The organism is Caulobacter sp. GW821-FHT10F06 (assembly GCF_058809215.1).
The window spans coordinates 160,448-184,851 of record NZ_JBXASK010000005.1 but is presented as its reverse complement, the minus strand read 5'-3'; the positions used below and the strand labels follow the sequence as shown (position 1 = coordinate 184,851).

The window sequence follows — 24,404 nt, the reverse complement described above, 5'->3', positions numbered from 1 at the left end:
GACGCGATCCGGCCGGAAAGATTTCTAGTTCTCACGCCGGGCCAAGGAAGCTCGGCGAGCGCGCCATGACGACGACGCGGATCGATTGGGGAACAGACCTTCGAAGCTTGGCTCCGGGGGCGCGCCAGGACGGGCGCCGGTCCGTGAAGACAGGACCTGTCGGTCCTGAGGTCGATGGGAACCACATGCGAGGGGGCCGGTCAAGCGCCGCGCCACCAGCCAGGCCGCCTAGTGGTTCAGGAACTTGGTCGTCACCGAGATGACGATGATGATCGCCAGCACGAACGGCAACTCGTTGGTGATCCGCCAGAACTTTTCCGAGCGGACATTCTCGCCGCGCTCGAACCTCTTGCGCGAGGCCGACAGGAAGCCGTGCCAACCATAGAGGCCGACCAGGGACACCAGCTTCGTCAGCATCCAGGGCTGCATCAGAAAGCCCCAGCCGCGGATCTGGCTGTCGGCCAGGATCAGGCAGAGCCCGAACACGAGGGTCAGGACCGAAGCCGGATTGATGATGCCGCGCAGCAGCCGGCGCTCCATCACCTTGAAGGTCTCGTCCATCTCCGAGCCCGGCGTGGCCTGGGTATGATAGACGTAGAGGCGCGGCAGGTAGAGCATCCCGGCCATGAACGCGATCACGGCCAGGATGTGCAGGCCGCGAAAGACGTTGAAGTTCTGGACGAGGAAATCGGTCAAGCGGCCGCTCCTGGCTTGCGAGGACACTGGGTCAGGTCGTTGGCGCAGCGCCACGGGCACGCGGGCGAAACACCGTCCCGCGGAAGAGCCTCGACAACCGCCCGGGCCAGGCCGGCGAGAAAGGCCGGCTCGATCCCCAAGGCCGGGACGCGGATATAGGCTGGGCAGCCATTCTCGACCGCCAGCTCGCGATACTCGTGGTCCAGTTCGACCAGGGTCTCGATATGCTCGGAGACGAAGGCGATCGGCGTCACCACAAGCGCCAAGCCCTGCTGGCTGGCGGCGCGGATTTCGTCGTCGGTCGAAGGACCGATCCACTTCAACGGCCCAACGCGGCTCTGATAGCTGACCTTCCAATCCCAACCGTCGCCGAGCTTGGCCGCGACGGCGGCGGCCGTGGCCTCGATCTGCTTCTGATAGGGGTCTCCGGCCAGGATCACCTTCTCAGGCAGGCCGTGGGCCGAGAACAGCAGGCGCGCCGGCTTCGGGCTGCCAGCCTTTTCGTAGGTTTCACGGATCAGACGCGCATGAGCATCGATCAGCGCGTCGTCGGTCGGATAGCAGCAGATGGTGCGGGTCTGGCCGGGACCTCGATAGGCCTTCTCCCACGCTTTCAGCGAAGAGCCTGTCGTTGTGGTGGAATAGTGCGGGTAGAGCGGCAGCAAGACGATCTCGTCCGGCGCCCAAGCCTTGACGGCCTTGGCGGTCTCGTCGGTCAGCGGCTTCCAGTAGCGCATCGCGATGAAGCACTTGGTCTCGGTCTCGGGCATAGCCTCAGACAGAGAGGCTTCCAGGGCTGCAGCCTGCTTCTGGGTCTCGGGCAATAGCGGAGAGCCACCGCCCATGATCGCGTAGTTGGCCTTCGCGCTCTTTTCCCGAGTCGTCGAGATCAGCGCCGCGATCGGATAGCGGATGATCGCCGGCGCGCCGATGATCGCCGGATCGCGAAAGAGGTTGAACAGGAACGGCCGCACCGCGTCCGGGCCATCGGGTCCGCCCAGATTGAACAGGACGACGGCGACCTTGCGGCGGGCGGTCACTTGCCGGTCACCCGCGCCAGAACCTGTTCGACATGGGCGATCGGCGTGTCTGGCAGGATGCCGTGACCCAGATTGAAGATGTAGGGCCCCTGCCCCCACTGCTCGATCATCTGGTCGACCCGACGCAGCAGCTGATCGCCGCCGGCCCGCAGCAGCAGCGGATCGAGCGCACCCTGGATCGGCTTGATCTTCTGGATGCGCTGACCCATCGCCGCGCTGACCTGGGTGTCCAGCGCCACGCCCTGAACCGGCACGACCGAAGCGTAGGTTTCCACCAGAGCGCCGGCGCCCCGCGGGAAGCCGATGATCGGAACCGTCACGCCTCGGTCGCGAAGGCCCTTCACGATGGCGGCGTGCGGCTGGATGACCAGGCGTTCGAACTGGGGTTCCGACAGACCCTCGGCCCAGCTCTCGAACAGCTTCAGGGCCTGGGCCCCGGCGTTCACCTGCATGGCCAGATAATCGATCGTCGCCTCGACCAGCACCGCGATCAGCTGGTCCAGCTTTTCAGGGTGTTGATAGGCGTAGGTTCGCGCGCCGGTCCGGTCGCTGGAGCCGCCCTCGATCATATAGGTCGCCACGGTCCAGGGCGCGCCGGCGAAACCGATAAGGGCCTTTTCCGGATCCAGCGCCGAACGCACACGGCTCAGGGTCTCGCCGATGTTCGACAGCTTGGCCCCTGCATTGCCGGCCAGCTCGGCCATCGACTCGATCGACGGCATCTCGCCCAGACGCGGACCTTCGCCCGCCTCGAACCAGACCTTCTGGCCCAGCGCGCCGGGGATCAGCAGGATGTCTGCGAACACGATGGCCGCGTCATAGGGGAAGCGCCGCATCGGCTGCAGCGTCACCTCGGCGGCCTTTTCCGGATCGAAGCAAAAGCTGATGAAGTCCGGCGTCGTAGCGCGGACGGCGCGGTACTCCGGCAGATAGCGACCCGCCTGGCGCATGAACCACACGGGCGGGCGTTCGGCCGTTTGTCCCGCGAGGACGGAGAGCAGCTTGGGCGTCTGGATGATCGGGGCGTTCATGAGGGGCGTTAAATCCCGTCCCGCCCTTGGGCTCAAGCCCGAAGGCCCATCTTCATTTCTTAATAAGATCTTAAGTTTGGAAGTAGGAGGAGAAGGGCAAGTGGGAACTGGGGAAAACCGGATGGCTCACGCTGACTCCCACACGCGATCCAGGCTTATGCCCACGTTCCCCCACATGGGGACGGCGCCCTGTTAATCATGGGGATGGATGGCTACGGCCTTGCGTTTCTTAATGAACTCTTAACGAGCCTCAGCGTGCTTAAGGCCTCGTTAACCTTTCTTCCCCGGACATGGGATCGCGATGATCCAAGATCGAGGGATGCGGGTCGGGCTTGGGGATGATACGCGGTCAATGCGGCCGTTGATCACAGCGGCGCCATGACACGACGCTCTGGGACGGTTTCGGCGCCCACGCGTCCCCAGAGGCAGGCCAAGTGGTTAAGCAACCGTTAACGGATGATCCACAGGAGTCTTCGACCGGAGCGAGCGAGGGTGATCGCCCCGCGCCTCGGTTCGCGACCTACTTCCATATCCATCTCGTATCGGATTCCACCGGCGAGACGCTGAACGCGATGGCCCGGGCCGTCTGCGCCCGCTTCACCGACATTCTGCCGATTGAACACATTTACGCGCTGGTGCGTTCCACGCGGCAGCTGGACCGGGCCCTGGACGAGATTGCCGGCGCGCCGGGCGTGGTGATGCACACCATCATCGATCCCAACCTTCGCTCGGCGCTGGAGGAAGGCTGCCGACGGCTGGAGATGCCCTGCATCGCGGCGCTGGATCCGGTGGTCAGCGCCATGTCGCGCTATCTGGGCGCGCGGATCTCTACGCGCGTGGGCGCGCAGCACGCGCTGAACAACGACTATTTCGACCGCATCGAGGCTTTGGACTACGCCATCGCCCACGACGACGGCCAGGGCGGCCAGGACCTGACCCAGGCCGACGTGATCCTGGTGGGCGTGTCGCGGACCTCCAAGACCCCGACCTGCATCTATCTGGCTCATCGCGGCGTGCGCGCCGCCAATGTGCCGCTGGTGCCGGGCCGCCCGCCGCCCTCCGAGCTGTTCGAGCTGAAGAACACGCTGATCGTCGGGCTGATGACCTCGCCCGAGCGGCTGATCCAGATCCGTCGCAACCGGCTTCTCTCTCTGAAGGAGAACCGCGAGAGCGACTATATCGACACCGACTCGGTGCGCAGCGAGATCATCGCCGCCCGCCGGCTGTTCGAGAAGATGGGCTGGCCGATCATCGACGTCACCCGCCGCTCGGTGGAAGAGACGGCCGCGGCGATCATCAACCTCCTGTCCGGTGGCCGCGGCCAGGTCGAGGTTTTGGGATGAGCCGCACGCCGGTCACCCTGGCCTCCAAGAGCTCGGCCCGTCAGGCGATCCTGCGCAACGCCGGGATCGACTTCGAGGCCGTCGTCGCGGGCGTGGACGAAGACGCGGCCAAGGCCGGCCTGCTGGCCGAGGGCGGGTCGCCGCGCGAGGTCGCCGACGCCCTGGCCGAGATGAAGGCGGTCAAGGTCTCGACCAGGCGTCCGGGCCTGGTGATCGGCGCCGACCAGACGCTGGATTTCGCCGGCCGACTGATCGACAAGGTCGACACGCTGGACGAGGCCCGCGCCCTGCTGCTGGAACTGCGCGGCAAGACCCACAAGCTGCACTCGGCCGTGGTCGTGGCCCGCGAAGGCAAACCGATCTGGCGCGTGGTGCAGAGCGCCAAGCTGTCGGTGCGGCCGTTCAGCGACGCCTGGCTCGACGGCTATCTCGAGCGGCGCGGCGAGCACATCCTCCACTGCGTCGGCTGCTACGAGCTGGAGAGCGAGGGCGTGCAGCTGTTCGACGCCGTCGACGGCGACTACTTCACCATCCTGGGCCTGCCGCTGGTGGGACTGCTTGATTTCCTCCGCCTGCATGGAGCCCTCGAGACATGAGTTCGATTTCGGGCGCGGCGATCGTCGCCGGCGTCTGCGGCGCGCCGATCCGCCATTCGATGAGCCCGCTGATCCACAACGCCTGGATCGCGGCCGCCGGCCTCGACGCGGCCTATGTGCCCTTCGCCCCGGCCGAGGATCACTTCGAGACCTTCATCGATGGCTTACGCGGCGGGGCCATTCGCGGCCTCAACGTCACCATTCCGTTCAAGGAAAAGGCCCTGGCGGCCGCCGATCAGGTCAGCAACCTGGCCCGCATGGCCGGCGCGGCCAACCTGCTGATCTTCGAGGCTGACGGCACGATCCGCGCCGACAACACCGATGGCCCCGGCCTGCTCGGCGCCATCGAGGCTCAGGCGCCGGGCTATGACATCGCGTCGGCCCCGGTCGTGGTGCTGGGGGCCGGCGGTGCGGCGCGCGGCGCGATCGCCGCCCTGCTGCTGGCCGGGGCCCCCAAGGTCGGGATCGTCAACCGCACGCTGGACCGCGCCCACGAACTGGCCGCCGCCTTCGGCCCGCGCGTGGTCGCGGTTCCGGAATACGCCCTGCCCGACCAGCTGATCGACGCCGGCCTGGTGATCAACGCCACCTCGCTGGGTCTCGGCGGCGGCGAGGGCCCGGCCGCCCAGCTGGACCTGACCCCCGCCGAAGCCGTGATCGTCGACATGGTCTACAAGCCGCTGCGCACCGAGTTCCTGCAACGGGCCCAGGCCGCCGGCCGCCGCACGGTGGATGGCCTCGAAATGCTGCTGTGCCAGGCGATCCCCTCGTTCGAGGCCTTCTACGGCCAGCCGCCGCCGACGGGCGTCAATGTCCGCGCTTTGGCCCTGCGCCATCTGGGCGAGGCCTGAGACATGATCATCGTGGGTCTCACCGGTTCGATCGGCATGGGCAAGTCGACCACGTCGACGATGTTCCAAGCCGAGGGCGTACCCGTTTATGACAGCGACGCCGCCGTGCATGCGCTCTACACCTCGGGCGGCGCGGCTGTCGCGCCGGTGGAAGCGGCCTTCCCCGGCGTCGTCGTCGACGGCGCGATCGACCGGGCCAGGCTGAGCGCCGCGGTTGTCGGCGATCCCGAGGCGCTGCAGAAGCTGGAAGCCATCGTCCATCCGCTGGTCGGCGCCCACCGCATCGGCTTCTTCGAGGATGCGCAGGCTCAGGATCACGACATCGTCGTGCTCGACGTGCCGCTGCTCTATGAGACCGGCGGCGACAAGAAGGTTCACAAGGTGGTGGTGGTCTCGGCCCCGGCCGAGGTTCAGCGCGCGCGGGTGCTGGCCCGGCCCGAGATGACCGAGGCCAAGTTCGACGCCATCCTGGCGCGCCAGACGCCCGACGCCGAAAAGCGCGCGCGCGCCGACTTCGTCATCGACACGAGCCAGGGACTGGAACACGCCCGTGGACAAGTCCGCGACATCCTGACTCGCCTGCGCGCCAGCGCTTGAAGCTGTCGTCGAACGGACGCATGAAACGCCATGGCCCGGGAAATCATCCTCGACACCGAAACCACCGGCTTCGATCCAAAGACCGGCGACCGCCTGGTCGAAATCGGCTGCATCGAGGTGGTCGACTTCATGCCGACGGGCCGCTCGTTCCACGAATATTGCGATCCGCTGCGCGACATGCCGGCCGAGGCCGAGAAGGTCCACGGCCTGTCCAGCGCCTTCCTGACCGGCAAACCCCGCTTCGAGGCGATCGCCGACAAGTTCCTGGAGTTCGTCGGCGATAGCGTCGTGGTCGCCCACAACGCCGCCTTCGACCGTAGCTTCGTCAATTTCGAGCTGGAGAAGTGCGGCCGCGCCGCCCTGCCCGAACCGCGCTGGGTCGACACCCTGGCCATGGCCAAGAAGCGCTTTCCGGGCATGTACAACTCGTTGGACGCCCTGTGTAAGCGCTTCAAGATCAGCCTCGACAGCCGCGACAAGCACGGCGCGCTGATCGACGCCCACCTGCTGGCCGAGGTCTATCTCGAGCTGCAGGGCGGCAAGGAACGAGCGCTGGAGCTGACGGCGGTGGTCACCGAGACCATGGCGGGTCAGTTGCAGGCGGGCGCCTATGGCGAACGCCCTCGCGCCCTGGCCCCCCGTTCGACCGACGCCGAGCGCGAGATCCATGTCGAGTGGATCAAGTCGACCCTGAAGGACAAGGCCGTCTGGGTGAAGCTGGGCCTGGTCGAGATCGAAGCCGCCGGCCAGGGCTGACGCCCGCGCCTCAGAGATCGGACGCCGCCTGACGCAGGGCCGGCAGGTCCGAGTTTTCAAGATATTGGCGCATCGTGACCCGGTAGGCGGGCATGCAGGTCGCGTTGGCCTTGGCGATCCAGGTCAGCGCCTCGTCGACCGCGCCGGCCTCGGCCAGCAGCCGCGCCAGGTTGAACTGCCCCCGGAAATCCCCGCCGACCGCCGCTTGGCGATAGCAGGCCTCGGCCCGCGCGAGGTCGCGGGCGACCACGCGGCCGTCCTCGAAGAACGTTCCGACGAAGTTGACCGACTTGATGTGGCCAAGGCTGGCGGCTCTCTCGAACCAGGCCAAGGCGACCGCCTCGTCCTGATCCGCGCCGGCGCCGGATCGCAGGGCGTGGGCGTAGTTGTAGATTCCCCAGTCCAGGCCGGCGTCGGCGGCGGCCTTGAACCACACGACAGCCCGCGCCTGGTCGACCGCCACGCCCCAGCCCTGGTCGAGGCAGCGGCCGGCCATGTTCATGGCCGGCGGATGACCCGCCTTGGCCGCGCGCAGGAACCACTGGAAGCCGGCCTCCGGGTCCTTCCGGACGCCCTGGCCGTTCAAAAGGATCTGGCCATACAGGGTCTGGGCTTCGGGCAGGCCCGCCTCGGCGCCGGCCTTCAGCATCTCGGCGGCGGCTTCCGGTGAATGGGCCAAGCGCGCCTTGACCTCGTCCGGTGACAGGGCCGCCAGGTTGATCCGCCGAAGCGGTGGCGGCGGGGCGTTCGGGCTTGCGGGATCGGGCACGGCTGGGCGCTCACAGGTCAGTTCTTGCGAGCGATTATCAGTTGCCGGCGACTTTGAACATCCGCCGCGTCACGCCGCCATCGGCAGGGTCACCGTGAAGGTCGAACCCTCACCCGGTGTGGTGTCGACGCCCAGCTGGCCGCCGTGGGCCTCGACGATGGCCCTGCTGATCGTCAGGCCCAGGCCGTTGCCATGCGGCGCGGCGTCGGCGGCCTGCCAGTTGCGGTCGAACACCCGGGCCACTTGCTCGGCGGTCATGCCCCAGCCGGTGTCCTGCACCCGCACCGTCACCGCCGCGTCCGAGATCGTGCTGGAGAGGCGGATGGATCCGCCGGGCGCGGTGAACTTGATGGCGTTGGCCAGGAGGTTGGCGACCACCTGCTCGATCCGCGCGCCGTCGGCGCGCAGCGTCGTCGAGCCGTCCGGATGGGCCTGGGAAAATTCCACGCCCTTGCGCGCCGCCGACACCCTGAACTGCTCGGCGATGTCGGCCAGCAGCTCGCGCAGGTCGATGTTTTCCTTCGACAGCACCAGGCCGCCGGCCTCGATCTTGGAGTGGTCCAGGATGTTGCGGATCAGCCGGCGCATAGTCTCGGTGGCCAGCAGGATGCTCTCAATGCTGGACTTGACCTTGGGCAGGCCGTCGACACCTGGCTGGGCCAGCAGGTTCTCGGTGGCGAACAGGATGGTGGTGATCGGGTTGTTGAGGTCATGGGCCACCACCTCGACCGCCTCCTTGCGCGCCTGGGAAATTTCCTTCTCGCGCTGGGCCAGCCTGGCGCTGACCTGGTCGAGGGCGCTCTTCTGACCCACCAGCTGCAACAGCCGCCAGCCGACATAGGCGCAGAACATGAAGGCGGCGACCGAGGCTGTGGCCAGCACCCAGAAGACCCCATGCACGACGCGCTGGTTGCGGCCGCGCTCGGCCTGGTAGCGGGTGTCGGCCTGCTGGGTGAAGCGATCGATGGCGCCGTTGATGTCGCGGGTGATCGGGCCGGCGTTGTGCTGGAAATAGGCGTTGGTCTCGGCGGCCGAGCCGCCGCCCAGGCGAAGGGCCAGTCCATGGTCCTGCACCGCCAGCAGGCGGCGTTGCAGACCGGCGACCATGTCCAGCGCGCGGCGGGACTCGGCGTCGCGGTCCAAGGTCCGAAGCTGGCCCAGCAGCGAGTCGAACTGTCGGTTGGAAGCGCGCAGTTCGCCGACCAGCCCGTCCTCGCCAGTGATGACGATCACCGGCATCAGCGCATTCTGCTTCAGCTTCTCGACCCGCAGTTCGTGGGCCTGGATGACGGTCTTGGTGTAGAGCGCGTCCAGACGGTCCTGCGAGGCTGAGACGGTCGACAGGAAGTAGAGCGAAGCGGCCAGCAGCGGCAGGAACGCCAGGGCGATCAGTCCGACCAGGGTCAGCAGCTTGCGTTCGTAACCGACCATCAGCACCTCGCGAAGGTCGCCACGCCGGTCTCGTGCACGATCGGCTGACGCGACTTGCTTGTAACGCGCGATCGCCGCCGCTGGCAAAGCGCCGAACGTCGCGCCTTAGAGCTTGAGGTCGGCCGTCACCGGGGCGTGGTCGCTGGGGCGCTCCCATTCGCGAACCGTATCGTGCACCTTCGATGAAACCTTGCCGTCGACGATGGCCGCGTCGCGCAGGCCGGGGCTGGCCAGGATATGGTCCAGGCGAAGGCCGCGGTTGGACTTGCGGAAATCGGCGGCGCGATAGCTCCACCAGGAAAACAGTTTTTCCGGCTCCGGCGTGGCCAGGCGCGGCAGGTCGAGCAGGTCCATCGATTTGATCATCGCGTCGAAGGCCTCGAGCTCGGCCGGCGTGTGGCTGACGACCTTCAGCATTTGGCGGTGGCTCCAGACGTCGTTCTCGCCCGGCGCGATGTTCAGGTCGCCGGTGACGATCAATGGGTCCTTGGGGTCGCGCTTCTTCAGGGCGGCGGTCAGGGTCTCGTAGAAGTCCAGCTTGTGGTCGAACTTCGGATTGCCGATGCGGTCGGGCGTGTCGCCGCCGGCCGGGATGTAGAAGTTCTGGATGTCGACGCCGGCCACCTTGACCGCCACGCAGCGGGCATGGCCCTCGCGGCAGTTCATCAGGGTCGGGACGTCCTCGAACGGCAGGCGCGAGGCGATGGCCACCCCATGCCAGCCCTTCTGGCCCGCGATCTTCAGGTGCTTCAGGCCGGCGGCCTCGAAGGCCTCGCGTGGAAACTCGGCCTCCTGGCACTTGATCTCCTGCAGACACAGGACATCGGGCGCCTGCTCGTCGACGAAGCGGGCGACCTGTTCGGCGCGCAGGCGGACGGAGTTGACGTTCCAGGTGGCGATACGGAGGCGCATGGTCTGGCTCTAACTCGGATCGGGATGCGCCGGAAAAGAAAAACGCCCCAGCGCATCGGCGCTGGGGCGAAAGTCTAGTCTCTCATGCCGCGACCGGGAGGGGATAGGATCCGGTACGGTTTGCGAGGAGCGGGTCGGGCGCTCGTCGCCATGCGTGTTAAATATGCCACTGGAGAATTAATAGTCAAGAGCCAACACTGTTGATTCTTGCATGTTGTGAGAATGTCACATTCACGGCTTGCCGACGCGACGACGCGGATCGTTCAGCACGAACAACTTGGGGTCGAAGCCGTCGGCCTTCTCAAGGTCCACGAGTCGAACGCGGATCTGGCCGCCCTTCACGTCGCTGACCGTCCAGCCGATCAGTTCGACCGGGTCGTTGCTGAAGTCCAGGCTGATGCGGCCCAGGGTCTGGCGCTTGGCGTCCTGGGCCACGATCGTGAAGCCGTCGGCCAGCTTGCGCACGTCGGTGATGATCACGCCGCGATCCAGGCGGACCTCGCGCGCCAGCAGCAGGGCCAGCGGCGTGCGGCTCAGCGGATAGCTCTCGAAGGTCTTCAGGCGGCTGTCGAAGATATTGACGCTGCTGCCGTTGCTGACCACCAGCAGGCCCGAAGCGCCCTCATAGGCGAAGCGCGCCTTGCCCGGGCGCTGCAGATAGAGCGTGCCTTGCGTGACCGTGCCGCGCTGGTCGGTCTGGATGAACCGGCCCTTGGCGGAGCTCAGGCCCTGGATGTAGTCGGTCGCCTTCTTGACCAGCGCCTGCTGCTCGGCGTTGCGCGGCGCGGGCCCGATGGTGGGCTTGGCGCCTTGCGCGAACGCCGGCGTGGCCAGGCCAGCGACGGCGGCGGCGGTGATCAGGAAGCGTCGGGTCTGGGCGGTCATGGTCTGCATCTCTCCGTAGCCTCAACCTTTGCCCTGACGACACGACGAGCGAAAGGCCGTCGCGAGGCCATTTTCCGGCGCTCCGATGAAGCGTCGTTCAGGTTGGGGCTGTGGGGAACGCGAAAGCTGGAGCATGGGTTGCGGCGCGCGCTTGCCAGATCGATGACCGTGACGAAGACTGCCAGGCGGCAAAGTGGAGTAAAGCGCGTGAGGCGAGGACTGGGTTTGGCGGCGTCGGCCGCGGTGCTGGCGACGGCCTGCGCCGCGAACGCCGCGTCCGATCTGCGGATCACGATCTACGAGTCCGCCAAGCCGGCCGCGCAGGTTCGCGCCTGCCTGCTCAAGACCGTGGAGGCGTTTGCGCCGTCGGTCGAAGCCTTTTCACGCGCGCCGACGAACGATGCGTGGGTGATCACCTTCCGCCATGCCGGCGGACCGGCCTCGATTGTCGTCAACGCCCGCCCTGGCGGCGCGCGCGTGCTGTATCCCAGCCAGATCGCCCGCGCCGACGCGCGACTGGCCCAGGCGCTCGAAGACTGCGGCTGATCCCGCCGGCGATTACAGCCCCGGCGGCGGCGGGGCCAGGATCTCGCGCTTGCCGGCGTGGTTGGCGGCGCCGACGACGCCTTCCTTTTCCATCCGCTCCATCAGCGAGGCGGCGCGGTTGTAGCCGATCTGCAGGCGGCGCTGGATGTAGCTGGTCGAGGCCTTGCGGTCGCGGGTGACCACGGCCACGGCGTGGTCGTAGAGGTCGTTGGTCCCACCTTCGCCGGCGAACGCGCCCTCAATGGCCTCTTCCTGTTCTTCGTCGCCGCCGGCGGTGACCTCTTCCAGATAGTTGGGCGTGCCCTGGTCGCGCAGGAAGCGGGCCACGGCCTCGACCTCGCCGTCGCTGACGAACGGGCCGTGCAGGCGGGTGATGCGGCCGCCACCGGCCATGTAGAGCATGTCGCCCTGGCCCAGCAGCTGCTCGGCGCCCTGCTCGCCCAGGATGGTGCGGGCGTCGATCTTGCTGGTGACCTGGAAGCTGATCCGGGTCGGGAAGTTGGCCTTGATGGTGCCGGTGATGACGTCGACCGACGGGCGCTGGGTGGCCATGATCAGGTGGATGCCGGCGGCGCGGGCCATCTGGGCCAGACGCTGGACGGCGCCTTCGATGTCCTTGCCGGCTACCATCATCAGGTCGGCGACCTCGTCGATGACCACGACCAGATAGGGCATGGGCTCGGGGCGGATCTGCTCGGTCTCGTAGATCGGCCGGCCAGCGTCGTCGAAGCCCGTCTGCACGGTGCGTTCGAAGTGCTCGCCCTTGGCCATCGCCTCGTTGGCCTTCTCGTTGAAGCCGCCGATGTTGCGCACGCCGATCTTGGACATGCGGCGATAGCGGTCCTCCATCTCGCGCACGGTCCACTTCAGGGCCACGACGGCCTTCTTGGGATCGGTCACGACCGGCGCCAGCAGGTGCGGGATGCCGTCGTAGACCGACAGTTCCAGCATCTTCGGGTCCACCATGATGAAGCGGCACTTCTCGGGCGGCAACTTGTAGAGGATCGACAGGATCATGGCGTTGACGCCGACCGACTTGCCCGAGCCGGTGGTGCCGGCGATCAGCAGGTGGGGCATCTTGGCCAGGTCGGCGATATAGGGCTCGCCGCCGATGGTCTCGCCCAGGGCCATGGGCAGGATCGAGCTGGCCTTGTCGTAGTCGGCGCTGGACAGCAGGTCGCGCAGATAGACGGTCTCGCGGCGCGAGTTGGGCATTTCGATGCCGATGGCGTTGCGGCCCTGAGCCACGGCCACGCGGCACGAGATCACGCTCATCGAGCGGGCGATGTCGTCGGCCAGCGCCACGACGCGGGCGGTCTTGACGCCCGGAGCCGGGACCAGCTCGTACATGGTGACCACGGGGCCGGGGCGGATCTGGTCGATCTGGCCCTTCACGCCGAACTCGGCCAGCACGCTTTCCAGCAGGCGGGCGTTCTGGCGCAGGGCGGCGGCGTCGACGTCGGAGGATCGCGGCTTGGCCTTGGCCAGCATGGCCAGCTCGGGCAGCTGGAAGCCACCCTCGTGGGTGAAGTCGAAGGTCTTCTGCTGCTCGCGCTGTTCGCGGCCGCTGTCCTTGGGCCCGCCCTTGGGCTTGGCGATGGCCAGGGGGCGGGCGGCGATCGCTTCCTCGAAGGCGTCGTCCTCGTCGTCGACCACGGGCGGGGCGGGCGGCGTGTAGGCCTGTTCGACCGGCTCGACTTCAGGACGGGCCGGACGGCGCGGCGGGATCGGGGTCTCTGCCGGGGCCTTGCGGGCGCGGGCCGGCTTGGGCGCGGGAGCCGGCTCGGGTTCGGGCTCGTGGCGCTCGCGCGGCTGCATCACATTGCCGACGACCTGGGCGATGGCGTCCGGATCGAAGCGGCGGAAGCCGATGGCGTAGCCCAGCGCGATGGCCGCGCCGACGGCCAGCACCAAAGCGGCGATCAGGGTCGAGCCCGGCAGGCGGGCGAAGTGGAAGATTCCGGCCAACAGGTGCAGCAGGCCATCGCCCCAGAACCCGCCCAGGCCCTTTTCCAGGGGCCAGGCGGCGGGCGGACGCGGGGCCGACAGCAGCCCGGCCAAGGCCAGCAGGCCGACAACGCCGACGCCGGCGCGCACGCGCAAATCCTTGCGCTCGGCGGCCGGGTCAGCCTGCGAGACGCGGGTGACGCCGAAGATCAGCATCAGCAGGGCCGCGCCCCAGCCGGCCAGACCCATCGACTGGATCATGATGTCGGCGATCGCCGCGCCGGCTCCGCCCAGCGCGTTGGTGGCCTCGACGCCGGTGGCGGCGTTCAGGCTGGGATCGGCGGCGTTATAGGTGGCGACAGCCAGCAGCAGGCCCGCGCCGAACACCGTGACCAGACCGCCGCGGAACCGCGCCGACCAAGGCTGGGCCCAGCCGTAGCGAACCGCATCCCAAAGGAGCTCCGCCGTCGTACGCCGCGCCGCTCGCGCCATGAAACTCTCCGAACTCAACCGTCTCGTTGACCGCCAAAGCAGGTCGAACCGCCATGTTGTGCCGCAAGAGGGTTAAGGGGCGTTTACGGCGTTCGTTTGGGCCTGATTCATAGAGTCGCGGCTTTCGCGTCCCGGAGCGCCTTGACTCATTTAGACGATTAGCTAATCGTCTCATCATGAGCCAGGTGTTCAAAGCCCTCTCCGATCCCACCCGCCGCCGGGTGCTGCAGCTCCTGCGGCAGGGGCCGATGAGCGCCGGCGAGCTGAGCCAACGGTTCGACGTCTCCAAGCCGACGATGTCGGCGCACTTCGCGGTGCTGAAGGAGGCCGACCTCGTCCATGCCGAGAAGGCTGGCAAGTCGATCATCTATCACCTGAAGCTCTCGGTGCTCGAAGACGCGCTGCTGGGCTTCGTCCATTCGTTCGGTCTCGGCGCGGCGGCGCCGGAGCCCAAGACGGAGGCTACGCGATGAAGCAGGACCTGATCGGAAGTCTCGCCTGGGCCGGCCTGATGGCTGTCCTGGCGTTTGGCGCAGCCCTGGCGCACAGGCTGGGCTATGTCGATCGCGACACGGTGCTCCGCGTAACGATCGGCGTCTTCGGGCTGTGGATGGCCTGGTACGGCAACCGGATGCCCAAGACCCTGGTCCCGGTTCCAGTCGATTCCGGTCAGGCCCGACGGGTCGCGAGTTGGTCCCTGGTGCTGAGCGGGCTTGTCCAAGCCGGCCTCTGGGCGTTCGCCCCGATCCCTGTCGCGGCTGTCGGTGGGGCCGGCGCGGTCTTGGCGGGGATCGCCGTGACGCTGGGCTATTGCCTGTCACTGCGGAACAAGGCCGCCTAGGCGGCGTCGAACCGCAGCGGACCGCCCCAGAAGCTCTCGACCAGGCCGTTCTGAGGACCCGGCGTGCCGGTGGTCAGGAACGCCCGGCCGCCGCCCGTCCCGGGATCGAACTCCGGATGGCGCGACAGGTAGAGCTCCAGCGCATCGGCGGTCGAGGCCGGCTGCTGGATCAGCGGCGTGCCGGCCGGCAGGGCGGCGCGGAAGATGTCGGCGATGATCTCGTAGTGGGTGCAGCCCAGCACCACCCGGTCAGGATGACGGCCGATGCGCGTCTTCAGCTCCTGAACATAGCCTTCGACGGCCTTGGCCAGGTCGACCGCTCCGGCGTCGGCCTCGATCATCGGCACCAGGTCCGGGCAGGCCTGCGAGAACACCGCCAGATCCTGCTTTCGCTTGTCGATCTCGATCTCGTAGACGCGCGAGCGGGTGGTGGCGGGGGTGGAGAACACGCCCAGCACGTCCAGCTGCTCGACCTTGTCGCCGCGACGCTCGGCCTCGTGCTCCCAGGGCAGGCCGGTGGCGGCCTCGATGGTCGGCACGATGATGCCCAGCACGTTGATCGGGCGCCCGAGCTGCTTGCGGTACCCGGGCAGCCAGGTCTGTTGCAGGCGGCGCAGCGCGATGGCCGAAGCGGTGTTGCAGGCCAGGACCACCAGGCTGGCGCCGGTGTCGAACAGGCGCTCGCAGCCCGCGCGGGTGAGGTCGACGATCTCCTCGCCGCTCCGCACGCCATACGGCGCGTTGGCCTGGTCGGCCAGATAGGTGAAATCCGCCTGCGGGAGGCGTTGCACGAGGGCGCGGTGGACCGAAAGCCCGCCCACGCCGGAGTCAAAGACGCCGATGGACATGCGTGAGCTTTAGCCTTGGCCGTCGCCTTCGTCCACGCTCCCTCGGCGCGGCGCGAAAGGTTACGGTCCTGTCATGTGACGCGGCCGAAACCCTGACATAGGGTCCATCAAACTTTTCACCGGAGATCGCCCGTGCAACGTCGCACCTTCCTGGCTTCCGCCGCCGCCACCGGCGTCGCCGCGACCCTTTCGCCCAATCTCGCCCTCGGTGCGGAGACCAATCCGATGCTGGCCAAGTGGACCGGCCCCTATGGCGGCGTGCCCGCCTTCGACAAGGTCAAGGTCTCGGATTTCAAGGGCGCGCTGGACGGCGCTATGGCCAAGAACCTGGCCGAGATCGACGCGATCACCGCGAACAAGGCCGCGCCGACCTTCGACAACACCATCGGCGCGCTGGAAGACAGCGGCCGGGCCCTGTCGGACGTCTATTGCTATTACGGCATCTGGGGCTCGAACATGAGCTCGCCGGAGTTCCAGGCGGTCGAGACCGAGATGGATCCCAAGCTCTCGGCCTTTCAGGACAAGATCAACCAGAACCCCGCGCTCTTCAAACGCATCGAGGCCGTCTACAACTCGCCGGAAAAGGCCAAGCTGACGCCCGAGCAGCAGCGCGTGCTGTGGATCTACTACACCAACTTCGTGCGGGCCGGCGCCAAGCTGAACCCCGAGGACAAGGCCCGCGTCGGCGCCATCAACACCGAGTTGGCCGGCCTGTTCACCAAGTTCAGCCAGAACCTGCTGGCCGACGAGAACACCTTCATCGAGCTGACCGACGCCGACCTGGTGGGTCTGCCGGACTCGCTGAAGGCCGCCGCCGCCTCCAGCGCCGAGCAGCGCAAGCTGGCCGGCAAGCACATCATCGTCAACACGCGCTCCAGCGTTGACCCGTACCTGACCTATTCGCCGGTGCGCGCCACCCGCGAGAAGGTCTGGAAGGCCTTCGTCAATCGTGGCGACAACGGCGGCGCCACGGACAACAACGCCATCATCGCCAAGATCCTGAAGCTGCGCGTCGAGCGCGCCAAGCTGCTGGGCTACAAGACTCACGCCCACTGGCGCCTCGAGAACGCCATGGCCAAGACGCCCGAGAACGCCATGGGCCTGATGGAGGCGGTGTGGACTCCGGCCATCAACCAGGTGGCCATCGACGTGGCGGCCATGCAGGCCATCGTCGACAGCGAAAAGGGCGGCTTCCAGATCGAGCCCTGGGACTATCGCTTCTATGCCGAGAAGGTCCGCAAGGCGAAGTACGACCTCGATATGAACGAGGTGAAGCCGTACATGCAGCTGGACAAGCTGCGCGAGGGCATGTTCTGGGCCGCCGGCCAGCTGTACGGCTTCGAGTTCAAGAAGGTCGAGGGCGTTCCGGTCTACCAGGAAGACATGACCGTCTACGAGGTGACCCGCGGCGGCAAGCATGTCGGCCTGTGGTACTTCGACCCCTATGCCCGCGCCGGCAAGCGCTCGGGCGCGTGGATGAACGCCTACCGCACGCAAGAGCGGTTCAAGGGCGAGATCACCACGATCGTCTCCAACAACTCCAACTTCATCAAGGGCAAGCCTGGCGAGCCGGTGCTGATCTCGTGGGACGACGCCACCACCCTGTTCCACGAGTTCGGCCACGCCATCCACGGCCTGAACGCCAACGCGACCTATCCGTCGGTGTCGGGCACCAACGTGGCGCGCGACTATGTCGAGTTCCCCAGCCAGCTGAACGAGCACTGGCTGCCGACCAAGGAAGTGCTGAACCGCTTCTGCGTCCACTACCAGACCGGCAAGCCGATCCCGCAGGCCCTGGTCGACAAGATCAAGGCCGCCGACAAGTTCAACCAGGGCTTCGACACCACCGAATATTTGGCCAGCGCCCTGATCGACATGAAGCTGCACCTGGCCGGCGACGTCGACATCGATCCCGACACGTTCGAGCGGGAAGAGCTGGCCAAGCTGAAGATGCCCAAGGAGATCGTCATGCGGCACCGCACGCCGCAGTTTGGTCACGTGTTCTCGTCGGACGGCTATTCGGCCGGCTATTACAGCTATCTGTGGGCCGACACCCTGACCGCCGACGTCGCCGAGGCCTTCCAGGAGGCGCCGGGCGGCTTCTACGACAAGCCCACCGCCAAGCGCCTCTATGAGACGATCATGTCGAAGGGCAATTCGGTCGATCCGGTCGACCAGTTCAAGGCCTTCCGCGGCCGGAACGTCAAGATCGGGGCGCTGATGCGCGACCGTGGCTTCCCGGTTCCGCCGGGGGCGTGACCTTGAAATAACGTGTCATCCCGGAAGCCTCGCAGAGGCTGTCCGGGACCCAGGGGCAGCCGCACTGCATCGGCCTCTGGGTCCCGGCTCTCCGCTGCGATGCGGCCGGGATGACAAGATTATGATGCGCCCTAGGTTTGCCCCAGACGCGGTATTCGAGAGGTGACATGGCGTTCGTAAAATCCACCCTCGTCGCGATCGCGGCTTCCGCCCTCCCCGTCGCAGCCCACGCCCAGACCGTCGATCTCACGCCCCAGGACCCCGGCAGCGCAGTCGTCGAGGAACTGACCGTGGTGGCCAAGCCGCCCGGCCCGGCGGTGTGGCTGGTCGAAAAGGACGGGGCCAAGCTCTACGTCCTGGGCTCGGCGCCGCCCCTGCCCCACCAGTTGAAATGGTCCAGTCCGCGCCTGGAGCGCGCGCTCGACAAGGCGAGCCTCGTGCTGGTTCCGCCGGAAGCCTCGCTGGGGCCCATGCAGCTGGCCGGCTTCGTGCTGAAACTCGGCGGCGGCCTGCGCCAGCCGATGGGCAAGGCGCTGGAAGACCAGCTGCCGCCTGACCTCAAGGCCCGTTTCATCGAAGACAGAAGGCAGGCCCGCAAGGGCGCGGGCGAATACAAGAACTGGAAACCAGCCGTGGCGGGTTTCCTGCTGCTGTCGGACTTCCGCCAGGCCGCGGGCCTGTCCGAAGCCAAGCCGGTCAGCACCGTCGAGCGCATGGCCAAGGCCCGCAAGCTGAAGGTCAAGGCCGTGGGCCAATACCGGATGAGCGCGGTGACCAACATCGCCGCCAAGCTGTCGCCCGAGGACCAGCTCTACTGCCTGCGCGTGGCCCTGGATGAGATCGACCACGACGCTCAGCGCTCCCAGACCCTGGGCGGTGATTGGGCCCAGGGCGACCTCGGCTCGGTGCGCGCCCGTTATCGCGCTAGCGCCGCCCAGCGCTGCCTGCTGCGCGCCCCCGGCGGCGCGGCCCTGCTGGACAAGGGCGTCGCCCAAACGACCGAAGCCATGACGCAGGCTCTGAAGCGTCCGGGCGTCACCGTGGCGGTGGTCGATCTGGGTTTCCTGCTGCCGGCCAACGGGGTGCTGGATCGGCTGAAGGCGGGCGGGGCGAGTGTGACCTCGCCTGTGGAGTAGAGCTGATCGATGCGATGCTCCCCCTTTTGGGGGAGCTGTCGCGGAGCGACTGAGGGGGTCCTCTACGGCCTATATCGTGGAGGACCCACTCCGGCCCTCCGGACCACCTCCCCCGAAGGGGGAGGAACTTCAACGCCTTGACGCCACCCTCCCCTCGGCGTCCCCTGCCTCAACACCGGGGGACAAACACATGAAGCTCTGGATTTCCGCCGCCGCCCTCGCCCTGCTCACCACCACGGCCCACGCCGAGGTGGTCGACGCCCAGCCCAACGGCTTCGAGGTCAAGCACACGGTCGAGATCGCCGCGCCGGCCGCCAAGGTCTGGGCCACGATCCTGCAGCCGGCAAGCTGGTGGGACTCGCGCCACACCTGGTCGGGCTCGGCCGCCAACCTGTCGCTGGCGGCGGCCTCGGGCGGCTGCTTCTGCGAGCGGCTGCCCAATGGCGGCTCGGTGCTGCACCTGAGCACGGTCAACGCCGTGCCCAACCAGAAGCTGGTGTTGTTCGGCGCCCTGGGGCCGCTGCAGAGCTCGGGCGCAGCGGGCCATCTGGCCTTCGCGTTGGCCGAGAAGGACGGGGTGACCAAGCTCACCGTAACCTACGACGTCGGCGGCTACTTCAAGGGCGGGCTCGACAAGATCGCCGGCCCCGTCGATGGCGTGCTGGGCCAGCAGGTCGCGCGCCTGAAGGCTCAGGTGGAGACGGGGAAACCGGGCTGAAAAGCAGAAAGGGCGGCTCGTGAGGACCGCCCTTTCCTATTCAAACCTGATGTACCGGAAGATCAGCCGGCTTGCGCCACGTCGTCGTCGGTGGCGCCCAGCAGGGCCATCTGCAGGCGCGAGCGGTCGCGGCGGGCGGCTTCCAGGGCGCCTTCGGCCAGGGCCGCCTCGGAGGTGAGGCGATCGATCTGGGCCTGCAGCTCGCCGACCTTTTCGTCGTGCTGACGACGGGCGGCGTCCTGGGCTTCCTGCATCGCGTCGATGCGTGCCTTGAGCTGGACGGCGCGCTCCTCGGCGCGCTTGAGGGTCTTGTCATGGGCGACGGCGCCCTTGGCCAGCTGGTCGGCGCGCTCGATGGCGGCGGCGCGGGCGGTGTCGACGCCGGCATGGCGCTGACGCAGACCCTCGGCCTCTTCCTCGAGCGAGCGGATGCGTTCCAGGGCGCGCTCCAGGGCGACGTTGAGGTCGCCGGCGCGACGTTCGACGGCCTGCTGCTGAGCGCTGGACTCGGCGAGACGCTGGGCGATCTGGCCGTTCATCTCTTCCAGCTTGTCGGCGCGGCCCGTGGCGGTTTCCAGACGGGTCTGTAGGGCCGAGATGTCGGCGCGGCCGGCCTCGACCTGGCTTTCCAGGCCGCGGATCGTGCGGGCCGCGTCGGTCTGATGGATGGACAGGGCGTTTTCGGTGGCCTGGACGCGGGCGCGCTCGGCGGCCAGCTGGGCTTCCAGGTCGGTCTCGACGCGCGACAGGCGGGCGATGTCCACGCCAGCCTGGTCGATGCGCTTCTTCAGGGTCGCGCCTTCCTCGAGCAGCAGGGCGTTGTCCTGGTTGGCGCGGGCGAGAGCCGCTTCGGCCTCGCCGCGACGGGCGTCGATGTCGTGGCTCTGGGTGCGCAGGGTCTCGATGTCCTGCACCAGGTGTTCGACCCGGGCCGTGGAGTCGCGCAGGGACGCGTCCAGGCTGCCGACCTTCAGGTCCGACTGCAGCAGGCCGTTACGCAAGCGGTCGATCTCGAGGGCATTGTCCTCGAGGGCGGTGTCCTGGGCCTGCAGGCGGGCTTCGGATTCGCCCAGCGCGATCTCGGTCGAGGCCAGCTTGGCGGAAAGTTCGCGTTCCTCGGTCTGGGCCAGGGCGACCTGGCGCAGGGCCTGTTCGTAATTGGCGCGCAGGGCGATCAGCTCGGCGTGCTCGGCGCGGCGGGCTTCGAACTCCTCGGCGACCGGCTGACGGATCTCGGCCAGCAGCGGCTCGATGGCCCGCAGGTGCTCGACCACGCGCTCGATGCTGTCGAGGCCGCCATGGATGGTTTCGTAGCGGACGCCGATGGCCTGGGTGGATTCGGGCAACCGCTCCGAACCTTCCGGACGGCCGACGCCTTCAACCAGCATGGCCGGCTTGGGAGCGTTGCCGCCCTTGCCGTCACGGACGTTCTTCGACAGCAGCCTCATGTCGCCCACCTTCCCTCGTGTGGAGGTATCGCGAGGGCTCCCGAAGCCCCGTGCTCCGCCACCCTCGAATCGCTCATTAACAGAGGTTAACAAGGTAGCTGAAGGGCAAGTTGCATGTCGAGGGCGCTACTGTCGCACCCTGTGCGCGAAAACCCAGGTCGAGGCGTCGGACGCCTTAGAAATCGCGTCGATTGATTTTGGCGTTCGCATAGGTCGGTCCTATATCGAGGCCATGCTCCCCACCCTGCGCCAGCTGCAATATCTCAAGCTTCTGTCCGAACACGGCTCATTCAGCCGCGCCGCCGAGAGCGCTCACGTCACCCAGCCCACTCTGTCGGCCGGCATCCAGGAGCTGGAGAAGATCCTCGGCGCGCCGGTGGTTGATCGGGCCCGCTCGGGCGTGATCCTAACCGCCGCTGGCCAGGAGGCCGTGCGCCGCGCCCAGGACATCCTGACCCGCACCGAGGATCTGGTGCAGGCCGCGCGCGGCGCGGGCCTGCCGTTGGCCGGGCGGTTCAAGCTGGGCGTCATCCCGACGGTCGCGCCCTATCTGCTGCCCCGCGCCCTGCCCCTGCTGCGCGACCGTTTCCCCAAGCTGCGCCTGTTCCTGCGCGAGGATCTGACCCAGCGCCTGATCGCGTCACTCAAGGCCGGAGCCCTGGACGCGGCCCTGATCGCCCTGCCTTACGACATGACCGGCCTGGACTGGGCCCATGTCGAGGACGACGAGCTGCTGGCCGCGGCGCCCGCCAACCATCCGATGGCGGCCTCGGCCCGGGTCGATCCGGACAGCCTGTCGGGCGACGACCTGATCCTGCTGGAGGACGGCCACTGCCTGCGCGACCACGCTTTGGCCGCCTGCGGGCTGGAGCCGCCCAAGGGCGTGGGCGACGAGGAGAGCTTCGCGGCGACGTCGCTTCCCACCCTGGTGCAGATGATCGGCTCGGGCCTGGGGGTGTCGTTCCTGCCGGCCATGGCGGTCGAGGCGGGTCTGACCGACAACGCCGCCGTCACCGTCCGGCCCCTGGCCACCGCTCATTCCAGCCGCGAGATCGTGGTGGCCTGGCGCAACGGCTCCAGCCGTGCGGCCGAGGGTCGTCTGCTAGCCGAGACGCTGCAGGCGGTTTGAGGACAAGCGGCAGATCCTCCCCCTTCGGGGGGGGGGGTGGCCCGGAGGGGCCGGAGGGGGTCCTCCACGATATAGGCCGCGAGGGACCCCCTCAGTCGCTTCGCGACAGCTCCCCCAAAGGGGGAGCATCTTGTTCAGCCTACCGCTTCAACTTCCCCTGCGCGCTCGCCTCGACCCGCTCGACGCCGCGCAGGGCGTCGCCCGAGGCTTCCAGCATCGAATTGAACTTGCGCAGATCCCCGGTGTCGATCTTGCGGATCTTCTTGTCGCGCGACCATTCCAGGCCGATCAGCCGGCCCAAGCGGCAGGCCTTGGGCAGCAGCACGACGCGTTCCGACGGGCCGCCGCGCACCAGCAGCTTGCCGACGATATCGTTCCAGTTGGGCGAGCCGGGGAAGCAGAAGCTGAGCTTCTCGCAGTCGCCGGTCCAGAACCGCTTGTACCAGCGCTCGTGCTCGGGGCTGTCGAAGGCGGTAGGCGAGGCGGCGACCGTGTCGCGGCAGTCAGCGCGCACATAGTCCTGGGCGCTGGCGGCGGTGGAGAACAGAACCACGGCCGACGCGGCCGCCAGTATCCTAGACCGCATTGGAGATCGGACCCTCGGCGCGGCCGTCGACGAACTGGCGAACATAGGGGTTGTCGGTGGTCTTCAGCTCGGCCGCCGGGCCGCGCCAGACGATCTTGCCCCCATGCAGCATGGCGATCTCGTCGCCGATGGTCTGGGCCGAGGCCAGGTCGTGGGTGATCGAGATGGCGGTGGCGCCCAGGTGCTTGACCTGGTCGACGATCAGCTCGTTGATCGCCGCCGCCGTGATCGGGTCCAGACCCGTGGTCGGCTCGTCGAAGAACAGGATCTCGGGATTGGCCACCACGGCGCGCGCCAGGCCGACGCGTTTTTGCATGCCGCCCGACAGGTCGGACGGATACTGGTCGGCGACCTGCGGGCCCAGGCGCACGCGGCCCAGGGCCTCGACGGCGAGGACCTTGGCTTCCTTGCGGGGGACGCCGTCGGCGTTGAGCAGCCGGAAGGCGACGTTTTCCCAGATGGTCAGGCTGTCGAACAGGGCCGCGCCCTGGAACAGCACGCCGACGCGTTGGAACAGGTCGCGCCTTTGGCGCTCGCCCAGGGCCACGGTCTTCTCGCCGTCCAGATAGATTTCGCCGGCGTCGGGCCGCACCAGGCCCAGGGCGGACTTGATGGTCACAGACTTGCCCTGGCCCGAGCCGCCGATGATCACCAGCGACCGGCCCGGCGCGACGCTCAGGTCCAGCTTGTCCAGCACGGCGGGACCGCCGTTGAAGCGCTTGGACACGCCCTTCCACTGCAGTTTGGGAGCGATGTCGGTCATGTGCTGAACAGCGTCGTGAGGAAGTAGTCGGAGGCGAAGATCAGGATGGCCGACGACACCACCGCGTGGGTGGTGGCCCGGCCCACGCCGCGCGCGCCGCCCTTGGCGTTGTAGCCGTGGTAGCAGCCCATCAGCGCGACGATGAAGCCGAACACGGCGGCCTTGATCAGGCCCGAGCCGACGTCCCAGGCCTGCACGAAGTCCAGGGTGTTGCGGATATAGATCGACGGGTTGAAGTGCAGGATCTTCACCGCCACCAGCCAGCCGCCGGCGATCCCGATGATGTCGGCGATCACGGTCAGCAGCGGCAGCATCAGGGTCGCGGCCAGCAGGCGCGGCGCGACCAGGTAGCGGTAGGGATCGGTCGACAGGGTGCGCATGGCGTCGATCTGCTCGGTCGCCCGCATCGCCCCGATCTCGGCGGCGATGGCGGCCGAGACACGGCCGGCCAGCATCAGCGCGGCCAGGACCGGGCCCAGCTCGCGGGTGATGCCCAGGGCCACGATCTGCGGCATCACCTGCTCGGCGTTGAAGCGCCCGCCGCCGGTGAAGATGTTCAAGGCCAGGGCCGCACCGGTGAAGACGGCGGTCAGGCCGACCACGGGCAGGGAGAAGAAGCCGATCGCCACCAGTTGACGCGCCGTCTGGCCGCCGAACCACGGCGCGGTCGCGGCAGCGATGGTCCCGCGCACGGCGAACAGGCCGACCGACCCGACCATGCGCACGCCGGCCAGGGTCGAGCGTCCGAGCTTGCGGACCGGATTCACGGCGTGGGCGCCCATGA

25 protein-coding genes are annotated in these 24,404 nt (G+C 67.7%); 12 read left to right on the top strand and 13 right to left on the bottom strand.

Features of this window, described 5'->3' with window-relative positions:
* Window positions 1-228: 228 nt before the first annotated feature.
* From AC1RUS_RS12860 to hemE, 3 genes are read right to left on the bottom strand one after another with little or no spacing between them, the layout of a single operon-like run.
* Entirely contained in the window at window positions 229-744 is a 516-nt protein-coding gene (locus tag AC1RUS_RS12860; protein WP_492917106.1) for a CopD family protein, read from the bottom strand.
* On the bottom strand, window positions 693-1,736 hold the full coding sequence (gene hemH / locus AC1RUS_RS12855; RefSeq protein ID WP_492916665.1) for a ferrochelatase: 1,044 nt from the start codon (window positions 1,734-1,736) through the stop codon (window positions 693-695). Before hemH ends, AC1RUS_RS12860 begins: the two co-directional genes overlap by 52 nt.
* Window positions 1,733-2,767 carry a uroporphyrinogen decarboxylase gene (gene hemE / locus AC1RUS_RS12850; RefSeq protein WP_492916663.1) on the bottom strand — a complete coding sequence of 345 codons (1,035 nt, stop codon included), beginning with the start codon at window positions 2,765-2,767 and terminating at the stop codon, window positions 1,733-1,735. The genes hemH and hemE overlap by 4 nt, the downstream gene beginning before the upstream one ends.
* A gap of 434 nt (window positions 2,768-3,201) precedes the next feature.
* Here hemE and AC1RUS_RS12845 point away from each other — a divergent pair, with 434 nt between their 5' ends.
* Genes AC1RUS_RS12845 through dnaQ form a run of 5 tightly spaced genes read left to right on the top strand, consistent with a single transcriptional unit; the run spans window position 3,202 to window position 6,910 of the window.
* Entirely contained in the window at window positions 3,202-4,110 is a 909-nt protein-coding gene (locus tag AC1RUS_RS12845; RefSeq protein ID WP_492916661.1) for a pyruvate, water dikinase regulatory protein, read from the top strand.
* Window positions 4,107-4,706, top strand: a complete 600-nt coding sequence (locus tag AC1RUS_RS12840; RefSeq protein ID WP_492916659.1) for a Maf family protein — start codon at window positions 4,107-4,109, stop codon at window positions 4,704-4,706. Before AC1RUS_RS12845 ends, AC1RUS_RS12840 begins: the two co-directional genes overlap by 4 nt.
* Window positions 4,703-5,557 carry a shikimate dehydrogenase gene (gene aroE, locus AC1RUS_RS12835; RefSeq protein WP_492916657.1) on the top strand — a complete coding sequence of 285 codons (855 nt, stop codon included), beginning with the start codon at window positions 4,703-4,705 and terminating at the stop codon, window positions 5,555-5,557. Before AC1RUS_RS12840 ends, aroE begins: the two co-directional genes overlap by 4 nt.
* A 3-nt stretch (window positions 5,558-5,560) precedes the next feature.
* Complete coding sequence (coaE, locus tag AC1RUS_RS12830) at window positions 5,561-6,154, top strand: dephospho-CoA kinase (protein WP_492916655.1); 594 nt, start codon at window positions 5,561-5,563, stop codon at window positions 6,152-6,154.
* A gap of 30 nt (window positions 6,155-6,184) precedes the next feature.
* Complete coding sequence (gene dnaQ / locus AC1RUS_RS12825) at window positions 6,185-6,910, top strand: DNA polymerase III subunit epsilon (RefSeq protein ID WP_492916653.1); 726 nt, start codon at window positions 6,185-6,187, stop codon at window positions 6,908-6,910.
* Window positions 6,911-6,920: 10 nt separating this feature from the next.
* Here the strand turns inward: dnaQ and AC1RUS_RS12820 are convergent, their stop codons facing one another.
* The 4 genes from AC1RUS_RS12820 to AC1RUS_RS12805 form a co-directional block, all read right to left on the bottom strand.
* Window positions 6,921-7,679 (bottom strand): tetratricopeptide repeat protein, encoded by a 759-nt coding sequence (locus AC1RUS_RS12820; protein ID WP_492916651.1) that lies wholly within the window; start codon window positions 7,677-7,679, stop codon window positions 6,921-6,923.
* 69 nt (window positions 7,680-7,748) lie between these two features.
* Window positions 7,749-9,110, bottom strand: a complete 1,362-nt coding sequence (locus AC1RUS_RS12815; RefSeq protein WP_492916649.1) for a sensor histidine kinase — start codon at window positions 9,108-9,110, stop codon at window positions 7,749-7,751.
* A 105-nt stretch (window positions 9,111-9,215) separates the two neighbouring features.
* A complete protein-coding gene (locus tag AC1RUS_RS12810) occupies window positions 9,216-10,022 on the bottom strand; it encodes an exodeoxyribonuclease III (protein WP_492916647.1) in 807 nt (268 codons plus the stop codon).
* 231 nt (window positions 10,023-10,253) lie between these two features.
* Window positions 10,254-10,907 (bottom strand): outer-membrane lipoprotein carrier protein LolA, encoded by a 654-nt coding sequence (locus AC1RUS_RS12805; protein ID WP_492916645.1) that lies wholly within the window; start codon window positions 10,905-10,907, stop codon window positions 10,254-10,256.
* A 225-nt stretch (window positions 10,908-11,132) separates the two neighbouring features.
* Between AC1RUS_RS12805 and AC1RUS_RS12800 the strand changes: the two genes are divergently transcribed.
* A complete protein-coding gene (locus tag AC1RUS_RS12800) occupies window positions 11,133-11,453 on the top strand; it encodes a hypothetical protein (protein WP_492916643.1) in 321 nt (106 codons plus the stop codon).
* 12 nt (window positions 11,454-11,465) lie between these two features.
* Here the strand turns inward: AC1RUS_RS12800 and AC1RUS_RS12795 are convergent, their stop codons facing one another.
* Window positions 11,466-13,892, bottom strand: coding sequence for a DNA translocase FtsK (locus tag AC1RUS_RS12795; protein ID WP_492916641.1), 2,427 nt, complete (start codon window positions 13,890-13,892; stop codon window positions 11,466-11,468).
* Window positions 13,893-14,068: 176 nt separating this feature from the next.
* Between AC1RUS_RS12795 and AC1RUS_RS12790 the strand changes: the two genes are divergently transcribed.
* Complete coding sequence (locus AC1RUS_RS12790) at window positions 14,069-14,365, top strand: autorepressor SdpR family transcription factor (RefSeq protein WP_492916639.1); 297 nt, start codon at window positions 14,069-14,071, stop codon at window positions 14,363-14,365.
* Window positions 14,362-14,733, top strand: a complete 372-nt coding sequence (locus AC1RUS_RS12785; protein ID WP_492916637.1) for an ammonium transporter — start codon at window positions 14,362-14,364, stop codon at window positions 14,731-14,733. The genes AC1RUS_RS12790 and AC1RUS_RS12785 overlap by 4 nt, the downstream gene beginning before the upstream one ends.
* Here AC1RUS_RS12785 and murI read toward each other — a convergent pair.
* Window positions 14,730-15,581 carry a glutamate racemase gene (murI, locus tag AC1RUS_RS12780; protein ID WP_492916635.1) on the bottom strand — a complete coding sequence of 284 codons (852 nt, stop codon included), beginning with the start codon at window positions 15,579-15,581 and terminating at the stop codon, window positions 14,730-14,732. The genes AC1RUS_RS12785 and murI overlap by 4 nt on opposite strands.
* 132 nt (window positions 15,582-15,713) lie before the next feature.
* On the opposite strand from murI, the gene AC1RUS_RS12775 reads away from it, so the two are divergent.
* The 3 genes from AC1RUS_RS12775 (at window position 15,714) to AC1RUS_RS12765 (ending at window position 19,694) form a co-directional block, all read left to right on the top strand.
* Window positions 15,714-17,840 carry a M3 family metallopeptidase gene (locus tag AC1RUS_RS12775; protein ID WP_492916633.1) on the top strand — a complete coding sequence of 709 codons (2,127 nt, stop codon included), beginning with the start codon at window positions 15,714-15,716 and terminating at the stop codon, window positions 17,838-17,840.
* Window positions 17,841-18,007: 167 nt separating this feature from the next.
* Window positions 18,008-18,976 (top strand): TraB/GumN family protein, encoded by a 969-nt coding sequence (locus AC1RUS_RS12770; RefSeq protein ID WP_492916631.1) that lies wholly within the window; start codon window positions 18,008-18,010, stop codon window positions 18,974-18,976.
* Between the two features lie 190 nt (window positions 18,977-19,166).
* A complete protein-coding gene (locus tag AC1RUS_RS12765) occupies window positions 19,167-19,694 on the top strand; it encodes an SRPBCC family protein (protein ID WP_492916629.1) in 528 nt (175 codons plus the stop codon).
* A gap of 62 nt (window positions 19,695-19,756) precedes the next feature.
* On the opposite strand, the gene AC1RUS_RS12760 is transcribed toward AC1RUS_RS12765, so the two are convergent.
* A complete protein-coding gene (locus tag AC1RUS_RS12760) occupies window positions 19,757-21,142 on the bottom strand; it encodes an intermediate filament-like cell shape determinant CreS (protein ID WP_492916627.1) in 1,386 nt (461 codons plus the stop codon).
* A 232-nt stretch (window positions 21,143-21,374) separates the two neighbouring features.
* On the opposite strand from AC1RUS_RS12760, the gene AC1RUS_RS12755 reads away from it, so the two are divergent.
* A complete protein-coding gene (locus tag AC1RUS_RS12755) occupies window positions 21,375-22,271 on the top strand; it encodes a hydrogen peroxide-inducible genes activator (RefSeq protein WP_492916625.1) in 897 nt (298 codons plus the stop codon).
* Window positions 22,272-22,410: 139 nt separating this feature from the next.
* On the opposite strand, the gene AC1RUS_RS12750 is transcribed toward AC1RUS_RS12755, so the two are convergent.
* Genes AC1RUS_RS12750 through AC1RUS_RS12740 form a run of 3 tightly spaced genes read right to left on the bottom strand, consistent with a single transcriptional unit; the run spans window position 22,411 to window position 24,402 of the window.
* Complete coding sequence (locus AC1RUS_RS12750) at window positions 22,411-22,857, bottom strand: hypothetical protein (protein ID WP_492916623.1); 447 nt, start codon at window positions 22,855-22,857, stop codon at window positions 22,411-22,413.
* A complete protein-coding gene (locus AC1RUS_RS12745) occupies window positions 22,847-23,620 on the bottom strand; it encodes an ABC transporter ATP-binding protein (protein ID WP_492916621.1) in 774 nt (257 codons plus the stop codon). Before AC1RUS_RS12745 ends, AC1RUS_RS12750 begins: the two co-directional genes overlap by 11 nt.
* Complete coding sequence (locus tag AC1RUS_RS12740) at window positions 23,617-24,402, bottom strand: MlaE family ABC transporter permease (protein WP_492916620.1); 786 nt, start codon at window positions 24,400-24,402, stop codon at window positions 23,617-23,619. The genes AC1RUS_RS12745 and AC1RUS_RS12740 overlap by 4 nt, the downstream gene beginning before the upstream one ends.
* Window positions 24,403-24,404 lie beyond the last annotated feature (2 nt).

Excerpts from the sequence above, each read along its gene's own strand:
- hemE (WP_492916663.1), bottom strand. The coding sequence starts at position 2,767 with ATGAACGCCCCGATCATCCAGACGCCCAAGCTGCTCTCCGTCCTCGCG.
- AC1RUS_RS12840 (WP_492916659.1), top strand. The coding sequence starts at position 4,107 with ATGAGCCGCACGCCGGTCACCCTGGCCTCCAAGAGCTCGGCCCGTCAG.
- aroE (WP_492916657.1), top strand. The coding sequence starts at position 4,703 with ATGAGTTCGATTTCGGGCGCGGCGATCGTCGCCGGCGTCTGCGGCGCG.
- coaE (WP_492916655.1), top strand. The coding sequence starts at position 5,561 with ATGATCATCGTGGGTCTCACCGGTTCGATCGGCATGGGCAAGTCGACC.
- dnaQ (WP_492916653.1), top strand. The coding sequence starts at position 6,185 with ATGGCCCGGGAAATCATCCTCGACACCGAAACCACCGGCTTCGATCCA.
- AC1RUS_RS12815 (WP_492916649.1), bottom strand. The coding sequence starts at position 9,110 with ATGGTCGGTTACGAACGCAAGCTGCTGACCCTGGTCGGACTGATCGCC.
- AC1RUS_RS12810 (WP_492916647.1), bottom strand. The coding sequence starts at position 10,022 with ATGCGCCTCCGTATCGCCACCTGGAACGTCAACTCCGTCCGCCTGCGC.
- AC1RUS_RS12805 (WP_492916645.1), bottom strand. The coding sequence starts at position 10,907 with ATGACCGCCCAGACCCGACGCTTCCTGATCACCGCCGCCGCCGTCGCT.
- AC1RUS_RS12795 (WP_492916641.1), bottom strand. The coding sequence starts at position 13,892 with ATGGCGCGAGCGGCGCGGCGTACGACGGCGGAGCTCCTTTGGGATGCG.
- AC1RUS_RS12790 (WP_492916639.1), top strand. The coding sequence starts at position 14,069 with ATGAGCCAGGTGTTCAAAGCCCTCTCCGATCCCACCCGCCGCCGGGTG.
- AC1RUS_RS12785 (WP_492916637.1), top strand. The coding sequence starts at position 14,362 with ATGAAGCAGGACCTGATCGGAAGTCTCGCCTGGGCCGGCCTGATGGCT.
- murI (WP_492916635.1), bottom strand. The coding sequence starts at position 15,581 with ATGTCCATCGGCGTCTTTGACTCCGGCGTGGGCGGGCTTTCGGTCCAC.
- AC1RUS_RS12770 (WP_492916631.1), top strand. The coding sequence starts at position 18,008 with ATGGCGTTCGTAAAATCCACCCTCGTCGCGATCGCGGCTTCCGCCCTC.
- AC1RUS_RS12765 (WP_492916629.1), top strand. The coding sequence starts at position 19,167 with ATGAAGCTCTGGATTTCCGCCGCCGCCCTCGCCCTGCTCACCACCACG.
- AC1RUS_RS12760 (WP_492916627.1), bottom strand. The coding sequence starts at position 21,142 with ATGAGGCTGCTGTCGAAGAACGTCCGTGACGGCAAGGGCGGCAACGCT.
- AC1RUS_RS12755 (WP_492916625.1), top strand. The coding sequence starts at position 21,375 with ATGCTCCCCACCCTGCGCCAGCTGCAATATCTCAAGCTTCTGTCCGAA.
- AC1RUS_RS12750 (WP_492916623.1), bottom strand. The coding sequence starts at position 22,857 with ATGCGGTCTAGGATACTGGCGGCCGCGTCGGCCGTGGTTCTGTTCTCC.
- AC1RUS_RS12745 (WP_492916621.1), bottom strand. The coding sequence starts at position 23,620 with ATGACCGACATCGCTCCCAAACTGCAGTGGAAGGGCGTGTCCAAGCGC.
- AC1RUS_RS12740 (WP_492916620.1), bottom strand. The coding sequence starts at position 24,402 with ATGGGCGCCCACGCCGTGAATCCGGTCCGCAAGCTCGGACGCTCGACC.